Origin of the sequence: Teichococcus globiformis, from assembly GCF_042646265.1 — a bacterium.
GTDB classification, from domain to species: domain Bacteria; phylum Pseudomonadota; class Alphaproteobacteria; order Acetobacterales; family Acetobacteraceae; genus Pseudoroseomonas; species Pseudoroseomonas globiformis.
Genome location: NZ_JBHRTN010000008.1, coordinates 304541 through 323999, shown reverse-complemented (window position 1 = coordinate 323999; position 19459 = coordinate 304541). Strand labels below are relative to the sequence as shown.

Annotated in this window: 19 protein-coding genes; 11 read left to right on the top strand and 8 right to left on the bottom strand. The window is 66.5% G+C overall.

What is annotated here, in order from left to right:
• Positions 1-121: 121 nt before the first annotated feature.
• The 5 genes from hemH to ACFOD4_RS08840 all read left to right on the top strand — a co-directional run bounded on the left by hemH (position 122) and on the right by ACFOD4_RS08840 (position 4888).
• Positions 122-1258 carry a ferrochelatase gene (gene hemH / locus ACFOD4_RS08860; protein ID WP_379595680.1) on the top strand — a complete coding sequence of 379 codons (1137 nt, stop codon included), beginning with the start codon at positions 122-124 and terminating at the stop codon, positions 1256-1258.
• A complete protein-coding gene (locus ACFOD4_RS08855; RefSeq protein WP_379595678.1) occupies positions 1255-1920 on the top strand; it encodes an HAD family hydrolase in 666 nt (221 codons plus the stop codon). Before hemH ends, ACFOD4_RS08855 begins: the two co-directional genes overlap by 4 nt.
• Positions 1917-2369 carry a protoporphyrinogen oxidase HemJ gene (gene hemJ, locus ACFOD4_RS08850; RefSeq protein ID WP_379595676.1) on the top strand — a complete coding sequence of 151 codons (453 nt, stop codon included), beginning with the start codon at positions 1917-1919 and terminating at the stop codon, positions 2367-2369. The genes ACFOD4_RS08855 and hemJ overlap by 4 nt, the downstream gene beginning before the upstream one ends.
• A 296-nt stretch (positions 2370-2665) precedes the next feature.
• Positions 2666-3940 carry a transcription termination factor Rho gene (gene rho, locus ACFOD4_RS08845; protein WP_379595674.1) on the top strand — a complete coding sequence of 425 codons (1275 nt, stop codon included), beginning with the start codon at positions 2666-2668 and terminating at the stop codon, positions 3938-3940.
• Between the two features lie 189 nt (positions 3941-4129).
• Positions 4130-4888 (top strand): GNAT family N-acetyltransferase, encoded by a 759-nt coding sequence (locus tag ACFOD4_RS08840; protein ID WP_379595672.1) that lies wholly within the window; start codon positions 4130-4132, stop codon positions 4886-4888.
• A 127-nt stretch (positions 4889-5015) separates the two neighbouring features.
• Here ACFOD4_RS08840 and ACFOD4_RS08835 read toward each other — a convergent pair whose 3' ends face one another.
• Complete coding sequence (locus ACFOD4_RS08835; protein WP_379595670.1) at positions 5016-5993, bottom strand: quinone oxidoreductase family protein; 978 nt, start codon at positions 5991-5993, stop codon at positions 5016-5018.
• Positions 5990-6463, bottom strand: a complete 474-nt coding sequence (locus tag ACFOD4_RS08830) for a methylated-DNA--[protein]-cysteine S-methyltransferase (RefSeq protein WP_379595668.1) — start codon at positions 6461-6463, stop codon at positions 5990-5992. The genes ACFOD4_RS08835 and ACFOD4_RS08830 overlap by 4 nt, the downstream gene beginning before the upstream one ends.
• A 127-nt stretch (positions 6464-6590) precedes the next feature.
• Here ACFOD4_RS08830 and ACFOD4_RS08825 point away from each other — a divergent pair, with 127 nt between their 5' ends.
• Genes ACFOD4_RS08825 through ACFOD4_RS08800 form a run of 6 tightly spaced genes read left to right on the top strand, consistent with a single transcriptional unit; the run spans position 6591 to position 12449 of the window.
• Positions 6591-6950: a (2Fe-2S) ferredoxin domain-containing protein gene (locus tag ACFOD4_RS08825; protein WP_379595666.1), complete on the top strand. Its 360-nt coding sequence runs from the start codon at positions 6591-6593 to the stop codon at positions 6948-6950.
• A 9-nt stretch (positions 6951-6959) separates the two neighbouring features.
• The gene (mnmE, locus tag ACFOD4_RS08820) at positions 6960-8276 is read left to right on the top strand and encodes a tRNA uridine-5-carboxymethylaminomethyl(34) synthesis GTPase MnmE (protein WP_379595664.1); all 1317 of its coding nucleotides are present in this window, start codon (positions 6960-6962) and stop codon (positions 8274-8276) included.
• A gap of 25 nt (positions 8277-8301) precedes the next feature.
• A complete protein-coding gene (gene mnmG, locus ACFOD4_RS08815) occupies positions 8302-10173 on the top strand; it encodes a tRNA uridine-5-carboxymethylaminomethyl(34) synthesis enzyme MnmG (RefSeq protein WP_379595663.1) in 1872 nt (623 codons plus the stop codon).
• Entirely contained in the window at positions 10170-10796 is a 627-nt protein-coding gene (rsmG, locus tag ACFOD4_RS08810; protein WP_379595662.1) for a 16S rRNA (guanine(527)-N(7))-methyltransferase RsmG, read from the top strand. The genes mnmG and rsmG overlap by 4 nt, the downstream gene beginning before the upstream one ends.
• Positions 10783-11592, top strand: coding sequence for a ParA family protein (locus ACFOD4_RS08805; RefSeq protein ID WP_379595660.1), 810 nt, complete (start codon positions 10783-10785; stop codon positions 11590-11592). The genes rsmG and ACFOD4_RS08805 overlap by 14 nt, the downstream gene beginning before the upstream one ends.
• On the top strand, positions 11589-12449 hold the full coding sequence (locus ACFOD4_RS08800) for a ParB/RepB/Spo0J family partition protein (protein ID WP_379595658.1): 861 nt from the start codon (positions 11589-11591) through the stop codon (positions 12447-12449). The genes ACFOD4_RS08805 and ACFOD4_RS08800 overlap by 4 nt, the downstream gene beginning before the upstream one ends.
• Before the next feature lie 38 nt (positions 12450-12487).
• Here ACFOD4_RS08800 and holA read toward each other — a convergent pair whose 3' ends face one another.
• From holA to ACFOD4_RS08770, 6 genes are all read right to left on the bottom strand, one after another.
• Positions 12488-13528: a DNA polymerase III subunit delta gene (holA, locus tag ACFOD4_RS08795; protein WP_379595656.1), complete on the bottom strand. Its 1041-nt coding sequence runs from the start codon at positions 13526-13528 to the stop codon at positions 12488-12490.
• A 13-nt stretch (positions 13529-13541) separates the two neighbouring features.
• Positions 13542-14063 (bottom strand): LPS assembly lipoprotein LptE, encoded by a 522-nt coding sequence (lptE, locus tag ACFOD4_RS08790; protein ID WP_379596065.1) that lies wholly within the window; start codon positions 14061-14063, stop codon positions 13542-13544.
• A gap of 1 nt (position 14064) precedes the next feature.
• On the bottom strand, positions 14065-16647 hold the full coding sequence (gene leuS, locus ACFOD4_RS08785; RefSeq protein WP_379595654.1) for a leucine--tRNA ligase: 2583 nt from the start codon (positions 16645-16647) through the stop codon (positions 14065-14067).
• A 167-nt stretch (positions 16648-16814) separates the two neighbouring features.
• Positions 16815-17333 carry a DUF3576 domain-containing protein gene (locus tag ACFOD4_RS08780; protein ID WP_379595653.1) on the bottom strand — a complete coding sequence of 173 codons (519 nt, stop codon included), beginning with the start codon at positions 17331-17333 and terminating at the stop codon, positions 16815-16817.
• Positions 17334-17435: 102 nt separating this feature from the next.
• The gene (locus ACFOD4_RS08775; protein ID WP_379595652.1) at positions 17436-18638 is read right to left on the bottom strand and encodes a porin; all 1203 of its coding nucleotides are present in this window, start codon (positions 18636-18638) and stop codon (positions 17436-17438) included.
• Positions 18639-18854: 216 nt separating this feature from the next.
• Positions 18855-19457, bottom strand: a complete 603-nt coding sequence (locus ACFOD4_RS08770; RefSeq protein ID WP_379595650.1) for a thiamine phosphate synthase — start codon at positions 19455-19457, stop codon at positions 18855-18857.
• Positions 19458-19459: the final 2 nt, after the last annotated feature.

The following is a 19459-nucleotide window of genomic DNA, read 5'->3' as shown; positions in this document are numbered from 1 at the left end:
AGGCCGTTCCGCTTCCACCTAGGGGTGCGGACGCCCCAGCACAAGGAAACGATTCGCCAGAAGCCTTGCCGCCACGTGTCGCCACCTTGCGCGCGGGACGGGAGAGGGGCATCTCGTCGCCATGTCCCCCGCTCCGCCCCCCGGCTCCTCGTCCGAACCCGTTCCCCCCTCGCGACGGCGATCCCGTCTGGCCGTTGTGTTGTTCAACCTCGGCGGCCCCGACAGCCCGGCCGCCGTACGGCCCTTTCTGGAAAATCTGTTCACCGATCCGGCCATCCTGCGGGTGCCGGGTTTCGTGCGCCCGCTGCTCGGCAAGTTCATCGCCGCGCGCCGCACCAAGGCGGCCAGCGAGAACTATGCCATTCTGGGCGGTAAGTCGCCGCTGCTGGAGTTGACCGTTGCCCAGGCCCAGGCCTTGGAAACGGCGCTGGGCGCCGAAGGCGACACGGTGCGCTGCTTCGTGGCCATGCGGTACTGGCACCCCTTCGCCGAGGCCGCCGCGAGGCAGGTGCGGGACTGGGGCGCGGACGAGGTGCTGCTGCTGCCGCTTTATCCGCAATATTCCACGACCACTACCGGCTCCTCGGCCGACGACTGGGCGGCGGCCTGCCGGAAGATCGGGCTCGACCTGCCGACCCGGACGCTGTGCTGCTGGCATTCCGACGAAGGCTTCGCGGGCGCCACCGCCACCCTGCTGCGCCGCGCCTATGACAAGGCACGGTCGGAGACCCCGGCGGGAACTGGGCTGCGCATCCTGTTCTCCGCCCACGGCCTGCCGGAGAGCATCGTCAAGGCTGGCGACCCCTACCAGTGGCAGGTTGAGCAGAGCGTCGCCGCCATCGTGCGACAGCTCGGCATCGCCGGGCTGGATCATGCCATCTGCTACCAGTCCCGGGTGACGCCGCAGAAATGGCTCGGCCCTTCCACCGAGGTTGCGCTGGAGCAGGCGGCCAAGGATGGCGTGGCGGTGCTGGTGCATCCCGTGGCCTTCGTCTCCGAGCATTCCGAGACGCTGGTGGAGCTGGACGTTGAATATGCGGAGCTGGCGCACAAGCTCGGCATCCCTGGCTATTTCCGCGCGCCGGCGCAGAACAGCGACCCTGCCTTCATCGCCGCGCTGGCCGATCTGGTGCGCCAGACCCGCGACAGCGGGCGGACACTCTGCTCCTTCGCCGGTGGCCGGCAATGTCCCAAGGCGCATGGCGACTGCCCGCACGCCCGCGCTCCCCGAGCCGCCGCGCAGAAGGCCATGGCATGACGCTCCTGACTCCCCGCCCTGCCGCCATCCTGTTCGATTGCGACGGGGTGCTGGCCGACAGCGAGACGGTGGTGAACACCATTGTCGCCGAGGACCTGACGGAACGCGGCTGGCCGGTCACTGCCGAGCAGTGCAAGGGCATCTTCCTGGGCCGCGCCATCCCGGACATGGTGCCGGTGGTGGAAGGCCGGGTCGGCCCGCTGCCCGAAGGATGGAGCGACGCCATCTCCGACGTCATCGCCCGCCGGATGCGGCAGGAGACACCCCCCATGCCCGGCGCCGCCGCCCTGGTCCGCGCATTGTCCGAAGCCGGCATGCCGATCGCCTGCGCGAGCAATTCGGGCCGCGAAGAGCTGGTGGCCAAGCTGGAAGGGCTTGGCATCGCGCGGTACTTCGGTTCACGCGTATTTTCCTGGCAGGATGTGCCGCGGCCCAAGCCGGCGCCGGACATGTACCTCGCCGCCGCCGCCGCCTGCGACGCCGATCCGCGCAACTGCGTGGTGGTGGAGGACAGCCTGCTCGGGACCCGGGCCGGAATCGCTGCAGGCTGCCGCGTCATGGGCTTTGCGCACGAGACCCCCGCCGGGCTGCTGGCCATCGAGGGCGCCACGCCCTTTCACAGCATGGCGGAGTTGGCCACCCTGCTCGGAGTGAAAGCATGACCATCGACGCGCTCGGCGCCTGGTACCCCTGGATCAAGTCCTTCCACCTGATCTCGGTGATCGCCTGGCTTGCGGGGATGTTCTACCTGCCGCGCCTTTTCGTTTATCACAGCGCGGTGCCCGCCGGCTCCGAACGCAGCGAGATGCTGAAGGTGATGGAGCGCCGGCTGCTGAAGGCCATCATCAACCCCGCCATGATCGCCGCCTGGATCTTCGGGATTTGCCTGGTGCTGACGCCGGGCGTGATCGACTGGTCCGCCGGCTGGTGGCACACCAAGATGCTCGGCTTCCTGCTGATGTCGGGCTTTCACGGCCATTTGGCCGCCAGCCAGAAGCGTTTCGCGCGGGACGAACGGCCGCGCTCCGAACGCTATTGGCGGATCGCCAACGAGGTGCCGACGGTGCTGATGGTGGTGATCGTTATCATGGTGATCGCCCGGCCCTTCTGAGCCGGCTCGGGTGGCGCTGGCTCAATTCGCCAGAAATCCTTGAACACGGTGAGACTCGGCGCCATTTAAAGCTTGACGGAAGTAGGAAGGCACCCTTAGCGTGCCGATACTTCTCGTCCAGGTGGCAAGAACGGCCTGCACCGGCCTGCATTGACGCCCAGACTCCCTCCTTCCTGATCAGGGACGCCACCCGCCGCGCGAAAAGCGCGGCCGTGGTCTGCGGGCTGCGCGTTACAGGCCCGCCCGCGGAGCAACGTCCCGCTCTGTTTCCCGCCGGAACGGAACGCGTCCGACCTATGCACCTCTCCGAACTCAAGGCCAAAAGCCCCTCTGACCTGCTGGCATTCGCCGAATCGCTGCAGATCGAGAACGCATCGATCCTGCGCAAGCAGGACATGATGTTCGCGATCCTGAAGCAGTTGGCGGAGAACGAGCAGGCCATCCATGGCGATGGCACTCTCGAGATCCTGTCTGATGGCTTCGGCTTTCTGCGCTCGCCGCAATCAAACTACCTGCCGGGGCCGGACGACATCTACGTCTCCCCAGCGCAGGTGCGCCGCTTCGGCCTGCGCACCGGCGACACGGTGGAAGGCCAGATCCGCGCGCCCAAGGACGGCGAGCGGTACTTCGCACTGCTGAAGGTCAACTCGGTCAATTTCGAGCCGCCCGAGGCGCTGCGCCACCGCATCAACTTCGACAATCTCACGCCGCTCTATCCGACGCGCCAGCTGAAGATGGAGAATGCAAACTTCGAGAGCGTCGCCAAGGGGCAGCAGAAGGACTACACGCCGCGAGTCATCGATCTGGTGGCACCGATCGGCATGGGCCAGCGCGCCCTGGTGGTAGCGCCGCCGCGCACCGGCAAGACGGTGATGCTGCAGAACATCGCCCGCTCCATCTCCGCCAACCACCCCGACGTCTTCCTGCTGGTGCTGCTGATCGACGAGCGGCCCGAGGAAGTCACCGACATGGCCCGCACCGTGCGCGGCGAGGTCGTGGCCTCCACCTTCGACGAGCCGGCCACCCGCCACGTGCAGGTGACCGAGATGGTGCTGGAGAAGGCCAAGCGGCTGGTCGAGCACAAGCGCGACGTGGTGATCCTGCTCGACTCGATCACCCGCCTAGGCCGCGCCTACAACTCGGTCGTGCCGTCCTCGGGCAAGGTGCTGACGGGCGGCGTGGACGCCAACGCCCTGCAGCGGCCGAAGCGCTTCTTCGGCGCCGCCCGCAACATCGAGGAAGGCGGCAGCCTCACCATCATCGCGACGGCGCTGATCGACACCGGCAGCCGCATGGATGAGGTGATTTTCGAGGAGTTCAAGGGTACCGGCAACTCCGAGGTGATCCTGGACCGCAAGCTTTCCGACAAGCGCATCTATCCGGCCATCGACATCGCCAAGTCCGGCACCCGCCGCGAGGAAGTGCTGATCGACCGCCCGACTCTGACCAAGATGTGGGTGCTGCGCCGCATCCTGAATCCGATGGGCACCCAGGACTCGATGGAGTTCCTCCTGGACAAGCTGAAGTACAGCAAGACCAACCAGGATTTCTTCGACGCCATGAACACCTGAGGCTGCAGCCTCAGCCCTATGCGCGCGGCCCGGGATCCTGTTCCCGGGCCGTCTTGCTTTCAGCGCATGGCACCCTAGCCCTGCTTCAACCGCCCTGTTCCCTTGCAGGCTTCGCGTGGCTCGGCGCCTGTTCATCAGCCCTCCAGACGCTAGGCTCAGGGAAAGCCTGAGCATGCGAGGAGAATCCCGATGAGCGCCACCTCCTGGCAGGGGGTTTCCGTCGCCGAGCTGGAACGTGCCTCCCACACTGCAGTTCCGGCCCAACGCACAGCTTTCGACGGGCCCTTCCTGCTGCGTGCCTTTCTAGGCGGAACAGGGCGGGCCAATGCCGCCAGCTCGCTTGATCCATCCCCCGATGCCAACCTGCCACTACGCTTGGCGCGGATCGAAGCCGCCTACCGCCGGGCAGGCCTGTCCCCCCGGTTCCGCTCGACCCCATTGGACCCCCCCGAGCTGGAACAGGCGCTGTTGGATCGCGGATACCGGGCCGATGAAGGCTCCCGCGTCATGGCCGGTCCACTGGGACAGTTCGCCGCCGCCGACCCTGCGGTGGACGTCCTGGAAGGACCAGAGAACGCCTTCCTGTCTGTTCTCTCCACCGCCGAATACCAGAGCGTGGCGCGGCGGACGGAAAAGCAACAGGCGGCGGCGATGATGATGGTTCCGGCAGCCTGGCTTGTGCTGCGCGAGGATGGCCAGCCAGCAGCATGCGCTCAGGTGGCGGTGGATGGCCGGCTCGTTGGGTTTTTCGACATTGCGGTGCGGCCGGAATTTCGTCGCCGGGGACTGGCGCGCCGCATTATCGCCGCCAGCGCTGCCTGGGGACAGGAGCGAGGGGGAACCACAGGGTGGCTGCAGGTTTCGGCCGGTAATCTGGCGGCCTCCGCCTTGTATGAGGCGTTAGGCCTGCGCGAAATCTACCGCTACCGCTACTTTCTGCCGGGATGAAGGAGTGGTGCCGGAGAGGCACCTCTTCTCCACGCTGCACGCGGAGGCTCCTGAAGCCATGATCCGTGGAGAGGCAGGAACGGCTCCCGGATCGTAGGTCGATTTCTCCGGGTGGTTTGTGGGGCTGTCAGGGAAGCAGAACCGTGGAGCCGGTGGTTTTCCGCGCCTCAAGTGCACGATGGGCCTCCGCGGCATCCCGCAGCGGAAAGGTCTGGTTGACGTTGATCTTCACCGCGCCGGACTGCACCACCGAGAAGAGATCCGTCGCGGTGGCCACCAGATCGCCATGCTTCGCGGTGTAGGTGGCAAGGGTAGGGCGGGTCAGGAACAACGAGCCCTTGGCGGCCAGCACGCTGATGTCGACCGGCGGCACGGGCCCCGAGGCATTCCCGTAGGACACCATCATGCCGAGCGGCGCAAGGCAATCGAGTGAGGCCGTGAAGGTATCCTTGCCCACACTGTCATAGACCACCGGGAGCATGGCGCCGGCAGTGATCTCCTTGACCCGTGCCGGCAGGTCATCCTGGCCTGGGATCAGCACATGGTCAGCACCATTGGCCTGGGCCAGAGCAGCCTTTTCGGGCGTGGACACGGTGCCGATGACGGTGCAGCCGAGTTGCTTGGCCCACTGGCACATGATCAGCCCCACCCCACCGGCGGCCGCATGGACCAGAATGGTATCGCCCGGCTTCACCGCATAGGTGCGGCGCAACAGGTATTGCGCCGTCATCCCCTGCAACATCATGCCGGCGGCGGTCGCATCGTCGATGCCATCGGGCAGCTTGACCACCCGGTCGGCCTTGAGGGTGCGGGCTTCGGCATAGGCGCCGATCGGTGCCATGGCATAGGCCACGCGGTCACCCACCGCGAAATCCTGCACATCGGCCCCAACAGCCTCGATCCGGCCGGCAGCCTCCATGCCCAGTGTCGCCGGAAGGGCAGGGAGCTTGTAGAGGCCTGTGCGGAAATATACGTCGATGTAGTTCAGCCCCACAGCCCCGTGACGAACCAGCACCTCGTCAGCCTTGGGCGCGGGCAGGGGAACCTCCTCCCACACCATCTTCTCAGGGCCGCCATGCTCATGGATGCGGATGGCGTGATTCATACCAGGGTTCCTTGCTGCCGGCCGACGACGCGGCGCTCGAGATCGAGAAGATACGTCTTGGTAGCCGGGCCTTCGCCGCCGGAATACCCGCCCAGCCTGCCGCCACCCGCCACCACGCGATGGCAGGGAATGATGATCGGGATCGGATTGCGGCCATTGGCCTGCCCGATCGCCCGAGCCGCCGAGCCGAGATCCCGCGCCAGATCGCCATAGGATCGAGTCTCGCCCGGCGGGATCGCCTGCAATGCTGCCCAGACACGCCGTTGGAACACGGTGCCGAACGGCGCCAGCGGGAGGTCGAAACCAGGACGCTGACCATCGAAATAATCCTGCACCTGTTCGCGGGCGGCCAGCAGGAGCCCGGTTTCGCACTGATCACGCCCCCGCCCCCAGTCGAGCGCGACGATGGCCCCGTCCTCCTCGGACAGGGTGAGCGGGCCGAGGGGAGTGAGAAAGGAAAGCTGCGGCATGGAGCGGCGATTCGACACGCTCTGCGCGTAGCGTCAAGGGTCAGAGTGTATCAGCCTTCTGGTGGCGCCCGGCCCACCTCGCTAGAGGGATGGACACCCAGCCTGGACCAAGCAAGGAGAGTTCCGCGTGACCGATGCCATTCCCACCGATCCGCCACCCTATTTCCTGGCGCATGTCTTTGTTTGCTGCAACCGCCGCGCGGACGGGCATAAGCGCGGCTCCTGCGCTGCCCGTGGCAGCGAGAAGCTGAAGGATTACATGAAAGCTCGTGCCAAGGAGTTGGGCATCACCGGGGTGCGGGTGAACCAGGCTGGATGCCTGGATCGTTGCGAGTTCGGACCTGCGATCGTCATCTATCCGGAAGGCGTATGGTACCGCGCGGAAACCCGTGAAGACATCGACGAGATCCTGCTGGCGCATCTGGTGGAAGGAAGGCGGGCCACGAGGCTGATGCTGACTGAGCACGATGTGGTGCCGAAAGGCTGATCACCGGCCATGGCGTTCGAAACAATCTTTGCGCTGGCTTCCGGAACTGGACGGGCTGCCGTTTCGCTGATGCGGCTGTCCGGCCCGGACAGTGGCGCCATTCTGGACCGGCTGGCCCAGGGGCGTCCCAAGCCCCGCATGGCCACGCTTCGGCGCTTGCACGATCCGGTGCAGGGCGATGTGCTCGACGAAGCACTGGTGCTCTGGTTTCCGGGGCCGCGCTCCTATACCGGCGAGGATGTGGTGGAATTGCACCTGCACGGCGGGCGCGCCGTACGGGAGGGCGTGGCCTCGGCCCTGCTGGCGCTGGGAGCCCGTCCGGCGGAGCCTGGCGAGTTCACCCGCCGCGCCTTTCTGCATGGAAGGTTGGACCTGACAGCCGCCGAGGGCATCGCCGACCTAATCGACGCCGAAACCATGATCCAGCGCCGGCAAGCGTTGCGGCAGGCTGGTGGCGCCCTGGCAGCCCGCTATGGCGGATGGGCGGAGCGCCTGACCCGGCTGCTGGCCCACCAGGAAGCCGCGATCGAGTTCTCCGAGGACGGCATTCCCAATAAGCTGGAACAGGAGGTCCGCGACGGGGCTGCCGGCCTGGCGGCCGAGATCAACGGCCATCTGGCCGATGGAGGCCGCAGTGAACGACTTCGGGAGGGGCTCTGGGCCGCCATTGTGGGGGCACCCAATGCGGGCAAGTCGTCGCTGCTGAATGCGCTGGCCGGACGGGAAGCGGCCATCGTCTCGGCCCGTGCCGGCACCACGCGCGACATTGTCGAGGTACGGCTGGACCTAGCGGGTGTTCCGGTGTGGTTGGCCGACACAGCTGGGTTGCGTGACACGCCCGACGAGGTTGAGGCCGAAGGCGTGCGGCGTGCCCGGCGCCGCGCAGATGAGGCCGACCTAGTAATCGCAGTGTTTGCCACCGACCAGCCTCCGGACGCTGCGACCTTGGCCCTGCTCAACCCCCAAATACTGGTGGTGGCCAATAAAACCGACCTGCAACCCGCTCCGGCCACCATCGGTGGCATGAAGCCGGTTCCGGCCTCCGCACTCACACCCCAGGGGCTGCAGCCCCTTAGCGCCGCTCTGGAGGCCCTGGTGGCCCAGCGTGCCGGGCTCTCTGATGAGGCCGGGCTGACCCGTCCGCGGCATCGCGCCGCCCTGACCGAAGCCTCTGCCTGGCTGAACGAAGCCTACGACGCCGCCCTGCCTGAACTGACCTCAGAGTCATTGCGCGCCGCCCTGCGAGCGTTGGGGCGTCTGACCGGGCGCGTGGGAGTTGAACAGGTGCTGGACGTCGTGTTTGGGGATTTCTGCATCGGAAAATAGCGCGCGGCCCGCTATAGGTCAGGCCATGCGCGAAACCGAATTCGATGTTGTCGTGGTGGGTGGCGGCCATGCCGGCACCGAGGCCGCAGCGGCCGCAGCCCGTTGCGGTGCCCGCACCCTCCTGCTGACCCACAAGCTGGAAACCCTGGGCGAGATGTCCTGCAATCCCGCCATCGGTGGAGTGGGCAAAGGGCATCTGGTACGCGAGGTTGATGCATTGGACGGGATTATGGGCCGGGCTGCCGACGCCGCTGGCATTCACTTCAAGCTGCTGAATCGCAGCAAGGGCCCTGCCGTACGCGGCCCCCGGGCACAGGCTGACAGGGCGTTGTATCGGTGCGCTGTGCAGGAGTTGCTGATGGCCCAACCGGACCTGACCATCCGCGCGGTTGCGGCGGAAGGCATGGAGAGGGATCCATCCGGACGCATCGCCGCCGTTTCGACGGCGGATGGTCAGCGCATCGCCTGCGGCGCTGTGATCATCACCACCGGCACCTTTCTGCGTGGCGAAATCCATATCGGCGAAATCCGGATCCCGGCCGGTCGCGTCGGCGATGCCCCAGCCATCGGTTTGGCCTTGGCGATCGAGACGCTGGGCCTTCCGATGCGGCGCCTCAAGACCGGCACACCGCCCCGGCTCGACGGCCGTACTATCGATTGGGCCAGCCTGGAAATGCAGCCGGGCGATGCCGAGCCGGAACCGCTTTCCTGGATGACAGATCGCATCCGCAACCCCCAGGTTCAGTGCGGCATCACGGGAACCACGGAAGCCGGACATGCCTTGATCCGCGCGAACCTGCATCGCGCGCCCATTCATTCAGGTCAGATCCAGGGGGTAGGCCCGCGCTACTGCCCCTCCATAGAGGACAAGGTGACACGCTTCGCCGATCGCGAGCGGCACCAGATCTTCCTGGAACCTGAAGGGTTGGATGACCCCACCATCTATCCCAACGGCATCTCCACCAGCCTGCCTGAAGAGGTGCAGCGCGCCTTTCTCGCAACAATACCCGGATTGGAAAGGGCTGCCATTCTGCGCCCCGGCTATGCCATCGAGTATGATCATGTGGACCCTCGGGCGCTGCGACCTACTCTGGAAACGCGGGCCGTGCCTGGCCTGTTCCTGGCAGGACAGATCAACGGGACAACGGGTTATGAGGAGGCTGCGGCCCAAGGACTTCTGGCTGGACTGAATGCTGCAGCCCTGGCAGGCGGCGAGGCCGCTGCCCGAACCCTGATGCGCAACGAGGCCTATCTAGGCGTCATGGTGGACGACCTTGTGCTGCAGGGCGTGAGTGAGCCTTACCGCATGCTCACCGCCCGATCTGAGCACCGGCTGGCTCTGCGGGCCGACAATGCCGGGCTGCGCCTGACGGAGAAAGGCATTGGCTGGGGCATTGTGGGCACCGAGCGCGCGTCCCGGTTTCGTGAGTTCGCCAGCCAGGTGGCCGGAGCATTGGAGCGGGCCAAGGTCGAAGGCGGATCTCCCGCAGCCTTGAAAGCTGCCGGGCTGCCCATCAACCAGGATGGCCGCTGGCGCAGCGTTCTCGAGGTGCTTGCCCTGCCCGAGATCGAGGCGGAGGCCGTGAACATAGCCTTCCCATGGCTTCAGGATCTGCCACGGGATGTTCGCACGCAGGTGGAGGCGGAGGCACTCTATGCTCCATATCTCCGCCGACAGGCGAACGAGCTCCGCCTACTCGAAAAGGAAGAACGGCTGAATATCCCGCAGGGACTGGACTTCTCGTCGATACCGGGGCTTTCCAATGAAATGAAGCAGCGACTAAGTGCGGCACAGCCAGCCACCCTGGGTGGAGCTGGTCGGGTCCCTGGCGTCACACCGGCCGCACTTGCAGCCCTGGCAGTCCACCTCCGCAAGCGCCAGGAGCGTTTCACGTGAAACAACAGCCAGACCTTGTGCCCGCACAGGCCCTTCCTGTTTCACGTGAAACATCCGCTCTGCTGGAAAGGTTCATTCCGTTCTTTCTGCGCTGGAATGCGCGGATCAACCTAGTGGCGGCGGCGGACGCAGCCAAAATTCGGGAGCGCCACATCGCGGATTCCCTGCAACTTCTGCCGCTGATCCCACATGGAGACGCACCGTTGATCGACCTGGGTTCCGGTGGAGGTTTTCCAGGTCTGGTCCTTGCCATGGAGCTGATGCGTCCGGTGCATCTTGTGGAGGCGGATCGCCGCAAGGCAGCCTTTCTACAAGCTGCGGCTGCCGAACTTGGCCTGGCACATGTGGCGGTTCACGCCGCCCGCATCGAGCAGGTGACGCTGCCACGCGCATCAGTGCTGACGGCGCGTGCTCTGGCGCCTTTGGAGGCACTTCTGCCCTGGGCCGAAAGGCTCCTGACGCCGAATGGCGTGGCGATCTTCCCAAAAGGGCGGAATGCCGACCACGAAATCGAAACCGCTCGACGGGCAGGCTGGACAATGGACATTTCCCGGTACAAGAGCTTCACAGACCCCAACGCGACCCTCCTGAGCATCACTGGAATCCGCCGTGCCGGCGAATAAGCCTCCGCTTCGACGCATTGCCCTGGCAAATCAGAAGGGTGGTGTGGGCAAAACCACGACAGCCATTAACCTCGCCACGGCCTTGGCTACCCGAAAGAAAGTTCTGGTGATCGACCTCGATCCCCAGGGCAACGCCTCCACCGGCCTTGGCCTGCCCCGCGGTGAGCGTGGATCAGGCTCCTACGCCCTTCTGGTCGGCCAGAAGCCGCTGGGCGAGCTGATGCGGCCGACCAAGGTACCGGACCTGTTCCTGCTCCCCGCCGACAATGATTTGGCCGGCGCTGAGATCGAGTTGGTGGGCATGGAGAACCGGGAGCACCGTCTGCGCCTGGCCCTGGAGGCAAGTGCCGAAACGTTGCGCGGCTTCGACTTTATTCTGATCGACTGCCCTCCCTCGCTGGGGCTGCTGACGCTGAATGCCCTCGTGGCGGTGGAATCGGTGCTGATCCCGCTTCAGGCCGAGTTCTTCGCGCTGGAAGGCGTTTCGCAGATCACACGCACCATCGATCGGGTCCGCCGTGTGCTGAATCCTGCCCTGACGCTGGATGGCATCGTGCTGACCATGTTTGATCGCCGCAACAATCTATCCGAACTGGTGGCAGCGGATGTTCGGGCCTTCTTCCGCGACAAGGTGTTTGAAACCGTGATCCCCCGAAACATTCGGGTCAGCGAAGCGCCTTCGCACGGACTACCCGTGCTGCTCTACGACCCGCGCTCGACGGGCGCCCAATCCTACATCAAGCTGGCAGCCGAGATGCTGCGGCGGGAAAAAACCCGGGGGATCAAAGCCGCATGAGCACCGCACGCAAGCCGCCCCGCCTGGGCATGGGTCTTTCGGCGTTGCTGGGCGACGCCAGCGCTGCCACGCCTGCGAGCCCCAGCCTACCCCGCACCCTGCCGGTCGAGGCCCTGGAGCCCGGTCCATTCCAGCCGCGCGGTCCGATCGACCAGTCAGGGCTGGCGGAGTTGGCAGCCTCTATCCGCGAGCACGGGGTGTTGCAGCCGATCCTGGTGCGTCCGAAGCCCAATCAGGCAGGCGCTTTCCAAATCATCGGTGGCGAACGCCGTTGGCGTGCAGCGCAGCTCGCCCAGCGGCACGAAGTACCCGTCTTTGTTCACGAGCTGGACGACCGTGCTGCCCTTGCCGCCGCCCTGGTCGAGAACCTGCAACGTGAGGATCTGAACGCGCTGGAAGAGGCCAAGGGGTATCAGCGCCTTTCCGATGAGTTTGGCCTGACGCAGGATGCGCTCGGCCAAGCCGTCGGTAAAAGCCGGAGCCATGTCGCCAACACGCTGCGCCTGTTGGCTTTGCCGCCCAAGGTGCGGGACATGGTTGAACGCGGCAGTCTTTCGGCAGGTCACGCCCGTGCGCTTCTGACAGCGGCAGATCCGGTCAAACTGGCAGAGATGGTGGTGACGCGTGGCCTGAACGTCCGTCAGACCGAGGCACTTGCCGCGGCCGCGGAACACAACAAGCCTCGCCCAGGGCCGATCAGCGAGGATGCCGACACCAAGGCACTGGAACGGGATCTGGTTGCTCGACTTGGTTTGAAGGTCGCCATTCAGCATGGTCGGAAAGGCGGAAAGGTGACCATCTCCTACCGTGACCTGGATCAGCTGGATGGGGTCATCAGGCTGCTTTCCGCCCAATAAGAGGCCGGCTGCCAGGGACTGGCCCCTGGCTCCGCGAATTATCCACGACGCCGCAGGGCCATTGCCTGACGCCCAAGTTGCAATACGGCAGCACGCGCCACTGCTGCGTCGGGAATAGGCCGCGCGGCGGAACCCGATTTGCTTCGCTTCTCCGCCTCCAGCAGCGTATCTCCAGCCATGGCCAGAGCCTCCGGCGACCAGATCCTCAACGCCCGTTCGAAGCTTGGCTTGGCACGGAAGAAAACAGGGGGTCGCAACGCTTCCAGCGCGGCACCCGGCGATTGGCCGGATGCTACACCCAGCGCCGCAACATGCAGCCGCTGCACATGCCGCAAAGCCGCCCGCAGCACGGCAATGGGGCTTGCGCCCTCCGCCAGTGCGGCATCAAGGGCTCGATCCGCCAGGGGGATGTCGCCTCCCATTGCAGCCTGCAAGGCCTCATCCAGATCGAGGGCAGAGCCTTCCCCGGCGCAGGCGAGCACATCCTCTTCGGTCAGCCTGCCTTTCGCGCCAGCATAAAGCGCCAGCTTCTCCACCTCGCGGCGCAGCAGCATTCGGTCCTCGCCCAGATGCGTGGTCAGCCAGTCCAGAGCCGGAGCATCCGCCGAGACACCTTGTTCTTGCAGCAGCCGGCCAATGGTCGCAGCCAGCTCGGCGCCGCGTTCGCGGTAACAGGGCAGGACGGCCGCGGCCGGAGAAGGTTCCAGGAGGCTACGCAGCTTCGAGCGTGCCGGAAGCTCACCTGCTTCAAGCAACAGCATGGCTTCGCCCGGTCCCGCCAGCGCCTCCTTCACGGCACCGGAAAGGCTGTCCAGCGCTCCACGAACCCGCACCAAGCGCCGCCCACCGGTCATGGCGAGTGCGGTCATCTCACCCGGCAGGACGCCTGGACGGATGGCGGCTTCATGGGTCAGCTCGGCCATCCGGAACGGATCGTCGCCCCCGCCGAGAACCGTCTGCCGCAGCGCCTCGGCCCTTTCCCGCACCAGCCCGGCATCTTCGCCGTAAAGCAGCACGACCCGGCAGGCGCCCGGCTCCTTGAGAAAGGCTGCCGCCCGCCTGTTGTCGATCTTGGCCAAGGTTCTGGCGCTCTTAGGCGGAGCGGCTGCGCAGGCTCACCGTCAGGCGCAGCACGATGTCGTCGGCAAGCTGGCTGATCAGCCGCGAGGACATGGCGGCCTGCGCCGCGTCGCCGGCGAAGAACTGGTTGTCCGGGATGTCGAAGGCGTCGAAGGCGCGCTCCACTCCCTGGGCTCGCACCGAGGGCGGTGCCGCACGATCCACCAGCAGCCAGCTGCCGGTCATCACCATGCGAATGCGGGAAGGTGTGCCATCACGGCGGAAGCCTTCCGGTTCGGCGGAAGCCTGCAGGCTGACGCGGAGGTCATGGCTTGTCGCCGCGCTGCCGGCGGCACTCAGCCGCTCCGTGAGGGCGCGGCGAAGCATCTGCCCATTTCGCTCCGGGATCAGCGCCACCTCGGTGGAGGCGAGGATGGCTCGTACGTCATCCGACGCTTCTCCGGCAGCGGTAGCGCCTCCAGGCGCATGCAGGGGTCGGAAGCCGCAGCCAGCGACGCCCAGGCCCACAGCGCCCAGCAGCAAGCGGCGACGCATCTCAGACAACGAAGTTGACGATCCGGCCCGGGACATGGATGCGCTTTCGGATGGGGCGCCCGTCAATGGCGCGCTGAACATTCTCCTCCGCCTCGGCAGCGGCGAAGACAGTGGCCTCATCGGCGCCGACCGGCACCGAGATGGTGGCGCGCAGCTTGCCCAGCACCTGCACGGCCAGCGTCACGCTGTCGGCGCGGGCAATCTCCGCATCGGCCACGAGCCAGGGCAGATCGGCCACCAGCCCTCCATCGGGGCGCAGGAGCGACCATAGCTCCTCGGCCAGATGCGGCATCATCGGGCTGATCAAGCGGGCCGCTGCCTCCAGTGCCTCGCGGCGGGCCGCGCCATCGGCCTCCTGGCTTGCTTCCAGAATGTTGGCGAATTCGTGGATGCGGGCAACCGCCACGTTAAAGGCGAAGGTTTCGAGCGCCTCGGTCACGGCGGCGATCGTGCGGTGTGTGGCACGACGCAGGTCACGTGCCGCATCGGGGGCAGGGGCCACCGCCGCATCAGGCAGCACAGCGGCCGCGTTGTTCACCAAGCGCCAGAGCCGCTGGCTGAAGCGCGAAGCGCCCGCCACACCGGCCGCTGTCCATTCCATGTCGCGGTCGGGCGGATTGTCGGCCAGGATGAACCAGCGGGCGGTGTCGGCGCCGTACTGGTCGATGATGGCGCCGGGATCGATCGTGTTGCGCTTCGACTTCGACATCTTGTCGTTGCGCGATACCGTCACGGCGAGGCCGTTGGCCTTGTCGGTCGCCGATCCATCGGCGGCGACATCCACTTCCTCGGGGGACAGCCATCGGCCATCCTGAGCCTTGTAGGAGGCATGCTGCACCATGCCTTGGGTGAACAGCCCGGCAAAGGGCTCTGGCGTCCTGAGATGGCCCAGGCCGGACAGGGCACGGGTGAAGAAGCGGGAATAGAGCAGGTGCAGGATGGCGTGCTCAATGCCGCCAATATACTGGTCTACCGGAAGCCAGCCATTCGCCGCCTCCGGCACCAGGGCCGTGTTGGCCTTGGGGGCGGTGAAGCGGGCGAAATACCAGGAGCTGTCGACAAAGGTGTCGAAGGTGTCCGTTTCCCGCCGGGCCGGCTTGCCGCAGGACGGGCAACTCACATGCTTCCAGCTCGGGTGGTGGTCCAGGGGATTGCCGGACTTGGAGAAATCCACATCCTCCGGCAGCACCACGGGAAGCTGGTCGTCCGGCACCGCCACCGTGCCGCAGGCGTCGCAGTGGATCACCGGAATGGGGCAGCCCCAGTAGCGCTGGCGCGAGACGCCCCAGTCGCGCAGGCGCCAGTTCACCACCCCCGTGCCGGCGCCCTGTTTCTCCAGCGCGTCGATGGCGGCGCGCTTGCCCTCTGCCGTGCCGAGCCCGTTGAGGAAGCCGGAATGGATCAGCGTGCCCTCATCCGTATAGGCCGCGTCGGCGATCTGGAACGACGCCACGTCCTCTCCCGGCGGCAGGATGACGGGAGGCACCGGCAGGCCGTACTTGCGGGCGAAGTCCAGGTCGCGCTGGTCGCCGGAAGGGCAGCCGAAGATGGCGCCTGTCCCGTATTCCATCAGCACGAAATTCGCGATCCAGACTGGAAAGGTTGCACCTTCGATAAAGGGATGACGGACGCGCAGCCCCGTATCGATGCCGCGCTTCTCCGCCTGCTCGATGCTGGCCTCCGAGGTGCCCAGGCTGCGCACCTCCGCGATGAATGCGGCCACCTTTGGGTTGTTCGCCGCGGCGGCTTGGGCCAAGGGATGCTCCGCCGCCACGGCCAGGAAGGACATGCCGAACAGCGTGTCGGGCCGGGTGGTGAAGACCTCGACCTCGTCGATTCCCCCGGCCGGTGAATCCAGTGCGAATCGGACGCGCGCGCCCTCGCTCCGGCCGATCCAGTTGGCCTGCATCAGCTTCACGCGCTCAGGCCAGCGGTCGAGCCCGTCCAGCGCGTCCAGCAACTCCGGCGCATACTTGGTGATCGAGAGGAACCACTGGGACAGCTTCTTCTTCTCGACCATGGCGCCGGAGCGCCAGCCGCGTCCATCGATCACCTGCTCGTTGGCAAGCACCGTGTGGTCCACAGGGTCCCAATTGACCCAGCTTTCCTTGCGCTCGGCGAGTCCAGCCTTCAGCAGCTCCAGGAACAGCTTCTGCTGATGCCCGTAATAAGTCGGATCACAGGTGGCGAACTCACGGTCCCATTCCAGCGACAGGCCCATGCGCTGCAGCTCGGCGCGCATGGCGGCGATGTTGGAGTAGGTCCACTGGGCGGGATGCACACCGCGCTCGCGGGCAGCGTTCTCCGCCGGAAGCCCGAAGGCATCCCAGCCCATCGGGTGCAGAACCTGGTGCCCGCGCGCGCGCTTGTAGCGCGCGACCACGTCGCCCAACGTATAGTTCCGCACATGCCCCATATGGATCTTGCCCGAGGGATAGGGGAACATTTCAAGAACATAATACTTTGGGCGGCTGCCATCCGGCACATCAGGCACCTGGAAGCAGCGTGCCTCGGTCCAGGCCTTCTGCCAGCGCGGCTCGGCGGCGGCGAAATCGTAACGGGCAGGAATGGCAGAGTCGTTCATGGGACCGGACTATCGGGACATCGGGCAAGGCCCCGGGCTGAACAGCGGGGCTCGGGCTAGAGGGATACGGGCTTGGCGTCGCCAAGGGAAGGGCACGTCTGCGAATCGGCCTCCCACAACGCGAAAGGGCAGGCCTGAGCCTGCCCTTGGTGGGAATGGGATGATCGTCAATTGCTGGCTGACTGGCTCCGCAATTCGCGAGCCCTGGCCAGCACCTGGTTCTCCATGTCGGTGTTGGTGTTCTGCGCCACGGGGGCATCCACCCAGGCGCCGCCCCGCTGCTCCTGCCGGAACACCGTGACCCGTACGCCGTCAGACCGCAGCTGGCGGCCCAGAATGTAGGCCGTGGCGCGGAAGCGCTCGTTGGGCGTGGAGGGCGGCGAATACCAGTCGGTGATGATGACGCCGCCGAAGGGATCGGCCGAGGTCAGCGGCAGGAAGGACAGCGTGTCCAGCGTGGCGCGCCAGAGATAGGCGTTGACGCCGAGCGCCCCGCCTTCCTGCGCCGCGCCGCCCTGCGGCGTCGAGCGGTCGGTGCCGAGAATCAGCACCCCGTCCGAGCCGCTGAGCCTGCCGCGAACCTGGGCACGCCGGCTGTCGTCGAAATATTCGTCGTTCTGCACCTGGCGGCCATAGCCGCAGGCGGCGAGGGGGATGATCAGCCCTAGGGCGAGAAGCTTGCGCATGGCCGCCGCACGATAGGCGGGGCAGCGGGGCGATCAAGCGCAAAAACGCAAAAAGGGCGGCGGGTTGCCCCGCCGCCCCATGCTTTCCGTTCCCGCAGGGGATCAGAAGGCGATGCGCGTACCGACAATGAGCACGTTGGCGTTGGTCTTGTTGCCAACGCCCTGGCCGCGGTCCACGCCACCTTCTTCGGTGGTGCCGTTGGTGTACTCGGCGACCAGCGCCAGACCCGGCGCCAGGGCATAGTTCGCGCCCACCGACCAGATCTTGTCCTTGCGGGCGGCCGGGGCGTTCACGTTGCCGGCCGAGACCTGCCAGTTGGCGGCGGCACCGACGGTCAACGCCTGCCAGGTGTACGAACCGCCGACCATCAGGTTGGTCATGTCGCGGTTGTCGATACCATTGGTGAGCACGTTGAGGCCGCTATTCGCCACGCCATAGGCGTAGTTCGCACCGATGGTGGCGCCATACGCCGTCGCCTGCAGGCCGAACACGCCGACCGCGAGGCCGTCGGCCGACTGGCCGGCGGTGTTCTTGGTCACGCCCGAACCGATGTAACCCGCGGTGGCGGCCAGGCCGACACCGGCGAAGGAGCCACGGTAACGAACGGCGGCCTGCACCTCGTTCTTACGACGCGGGGTACCGTACGGGAAGCTGTCCGTGCGGTCGCAGCCGACGCCGAAGGTCTCGCAGCCGCTATCCTCGCCCTCGCCGGTGTTGAAGCCGAAGGAGGCGCCGAAGTCGAAGCCGAAGAACTGCGGCGAGGTGTAGATGATCTTGGTGCTGTCGTTCAGGTAACCGCCGGCGATGTAGGCCGGGCGATAGTTGGCACCGATCACGTTGTCCCAGGCGTCGCCGTCGACGCCGCCGGTGCCGAAGTTGGTGATCCAGCCATTGGCGAAGGCGCCGAGCACCACACCGTCCTCGTCACCGAAGCGCAGCTGGCCAGCGGTGGGCGAGGAGATCCACATGTACATCTCGTCGATGTCCACGGAGGTCTTGGAGAAGCCCGGGCCGGCCTCACGGTTCAGGTCGCTCTGAACCTCGATGGTCGCACCATAGCTGATGCCGTTGGCGGCCTTGCCCTGGACGATCACGTGGATCTCGTTATCCGAGGCGAAGTCGGACTTGCCCTGGTTGGCGGTGCTGCGGTTGGGGCCGAGGCCGACATCCTGGTCGGTGAAGGCGTAGTTGAACCGGAAGTAACCACCGACCCGAACCGTCGGGGCTTCCTGGGCCTTCACCTCGGCCATGCCGAGCACGGCGGTGGCGACGACCGCCGTGGTCGCCAACAGAATCTTGCGCATCCCTAGTCCTCCTCACGCGCCGGAGCATCCGGCTGGTCCCGCGGCCCGCCTGCCCCCCTCGGCAGGGCCCCACGCATAAAGTTCGCAGGGCTAGTCAGGCCTGACGCGGACTATGCTTCGGCGCGGCCGCCACGGGCAATGCTCCGCTTGCGGCCGCCGCGACTTCATTGAAACACTGTGGCACAAGCGCAACATAGCTCCCGCCGCTCCCCAGTTTCACCGCATCAGGGCGGTGATGGCGGCCAGGCCGGCTACCCCCCGGGGCAAGCGTCCGGCCGTTGCCGGCGTGATGCCGCCCAGCGCCGCGCAAGGTCGCCCGGCCCGCCGTGCCAGGGCCGCCCAACGCAGCGGCCCCAGGACCGGCGCGCCGGGGTGACTCGGCGTCGGAAAGGCGGGCGAAAGGAACACCAGATCCGCCGCCAGCCGCCGTGCCCGGCGCAACCCGGCAGGGCCATGAGCCGCCGCCGACAACACCGCCCAGGCCGCGCCGCGCCGGCGGGCGATCAGAAAGGGCAGCAATTCCGATGTTGTGGGACGGTCCGGCAGATGCAGGCCAGCGCGCAGCCTCAGGGCCGCCCGACCATGGCCGCCGACCAGCAGCACGCCGCCCCGTCGCCGTGCCAACCGAACCAGCCGCGGCAGCAAGGGAGCATGGACACCGCGCGCCACCGCCCCGCTCCCGCGCGGCAGGGCCGCCAGGGCGGCGTGGGGGTCCGGCAGGCGGGCGGGATCGCTGAACAGCCAGAGCCGGGGCATGATACCACGCCGGGCCATGCGCCGCTTCTTGAGCCGCAAGGCCGCCGCTTCTAGGGTTCTCACGC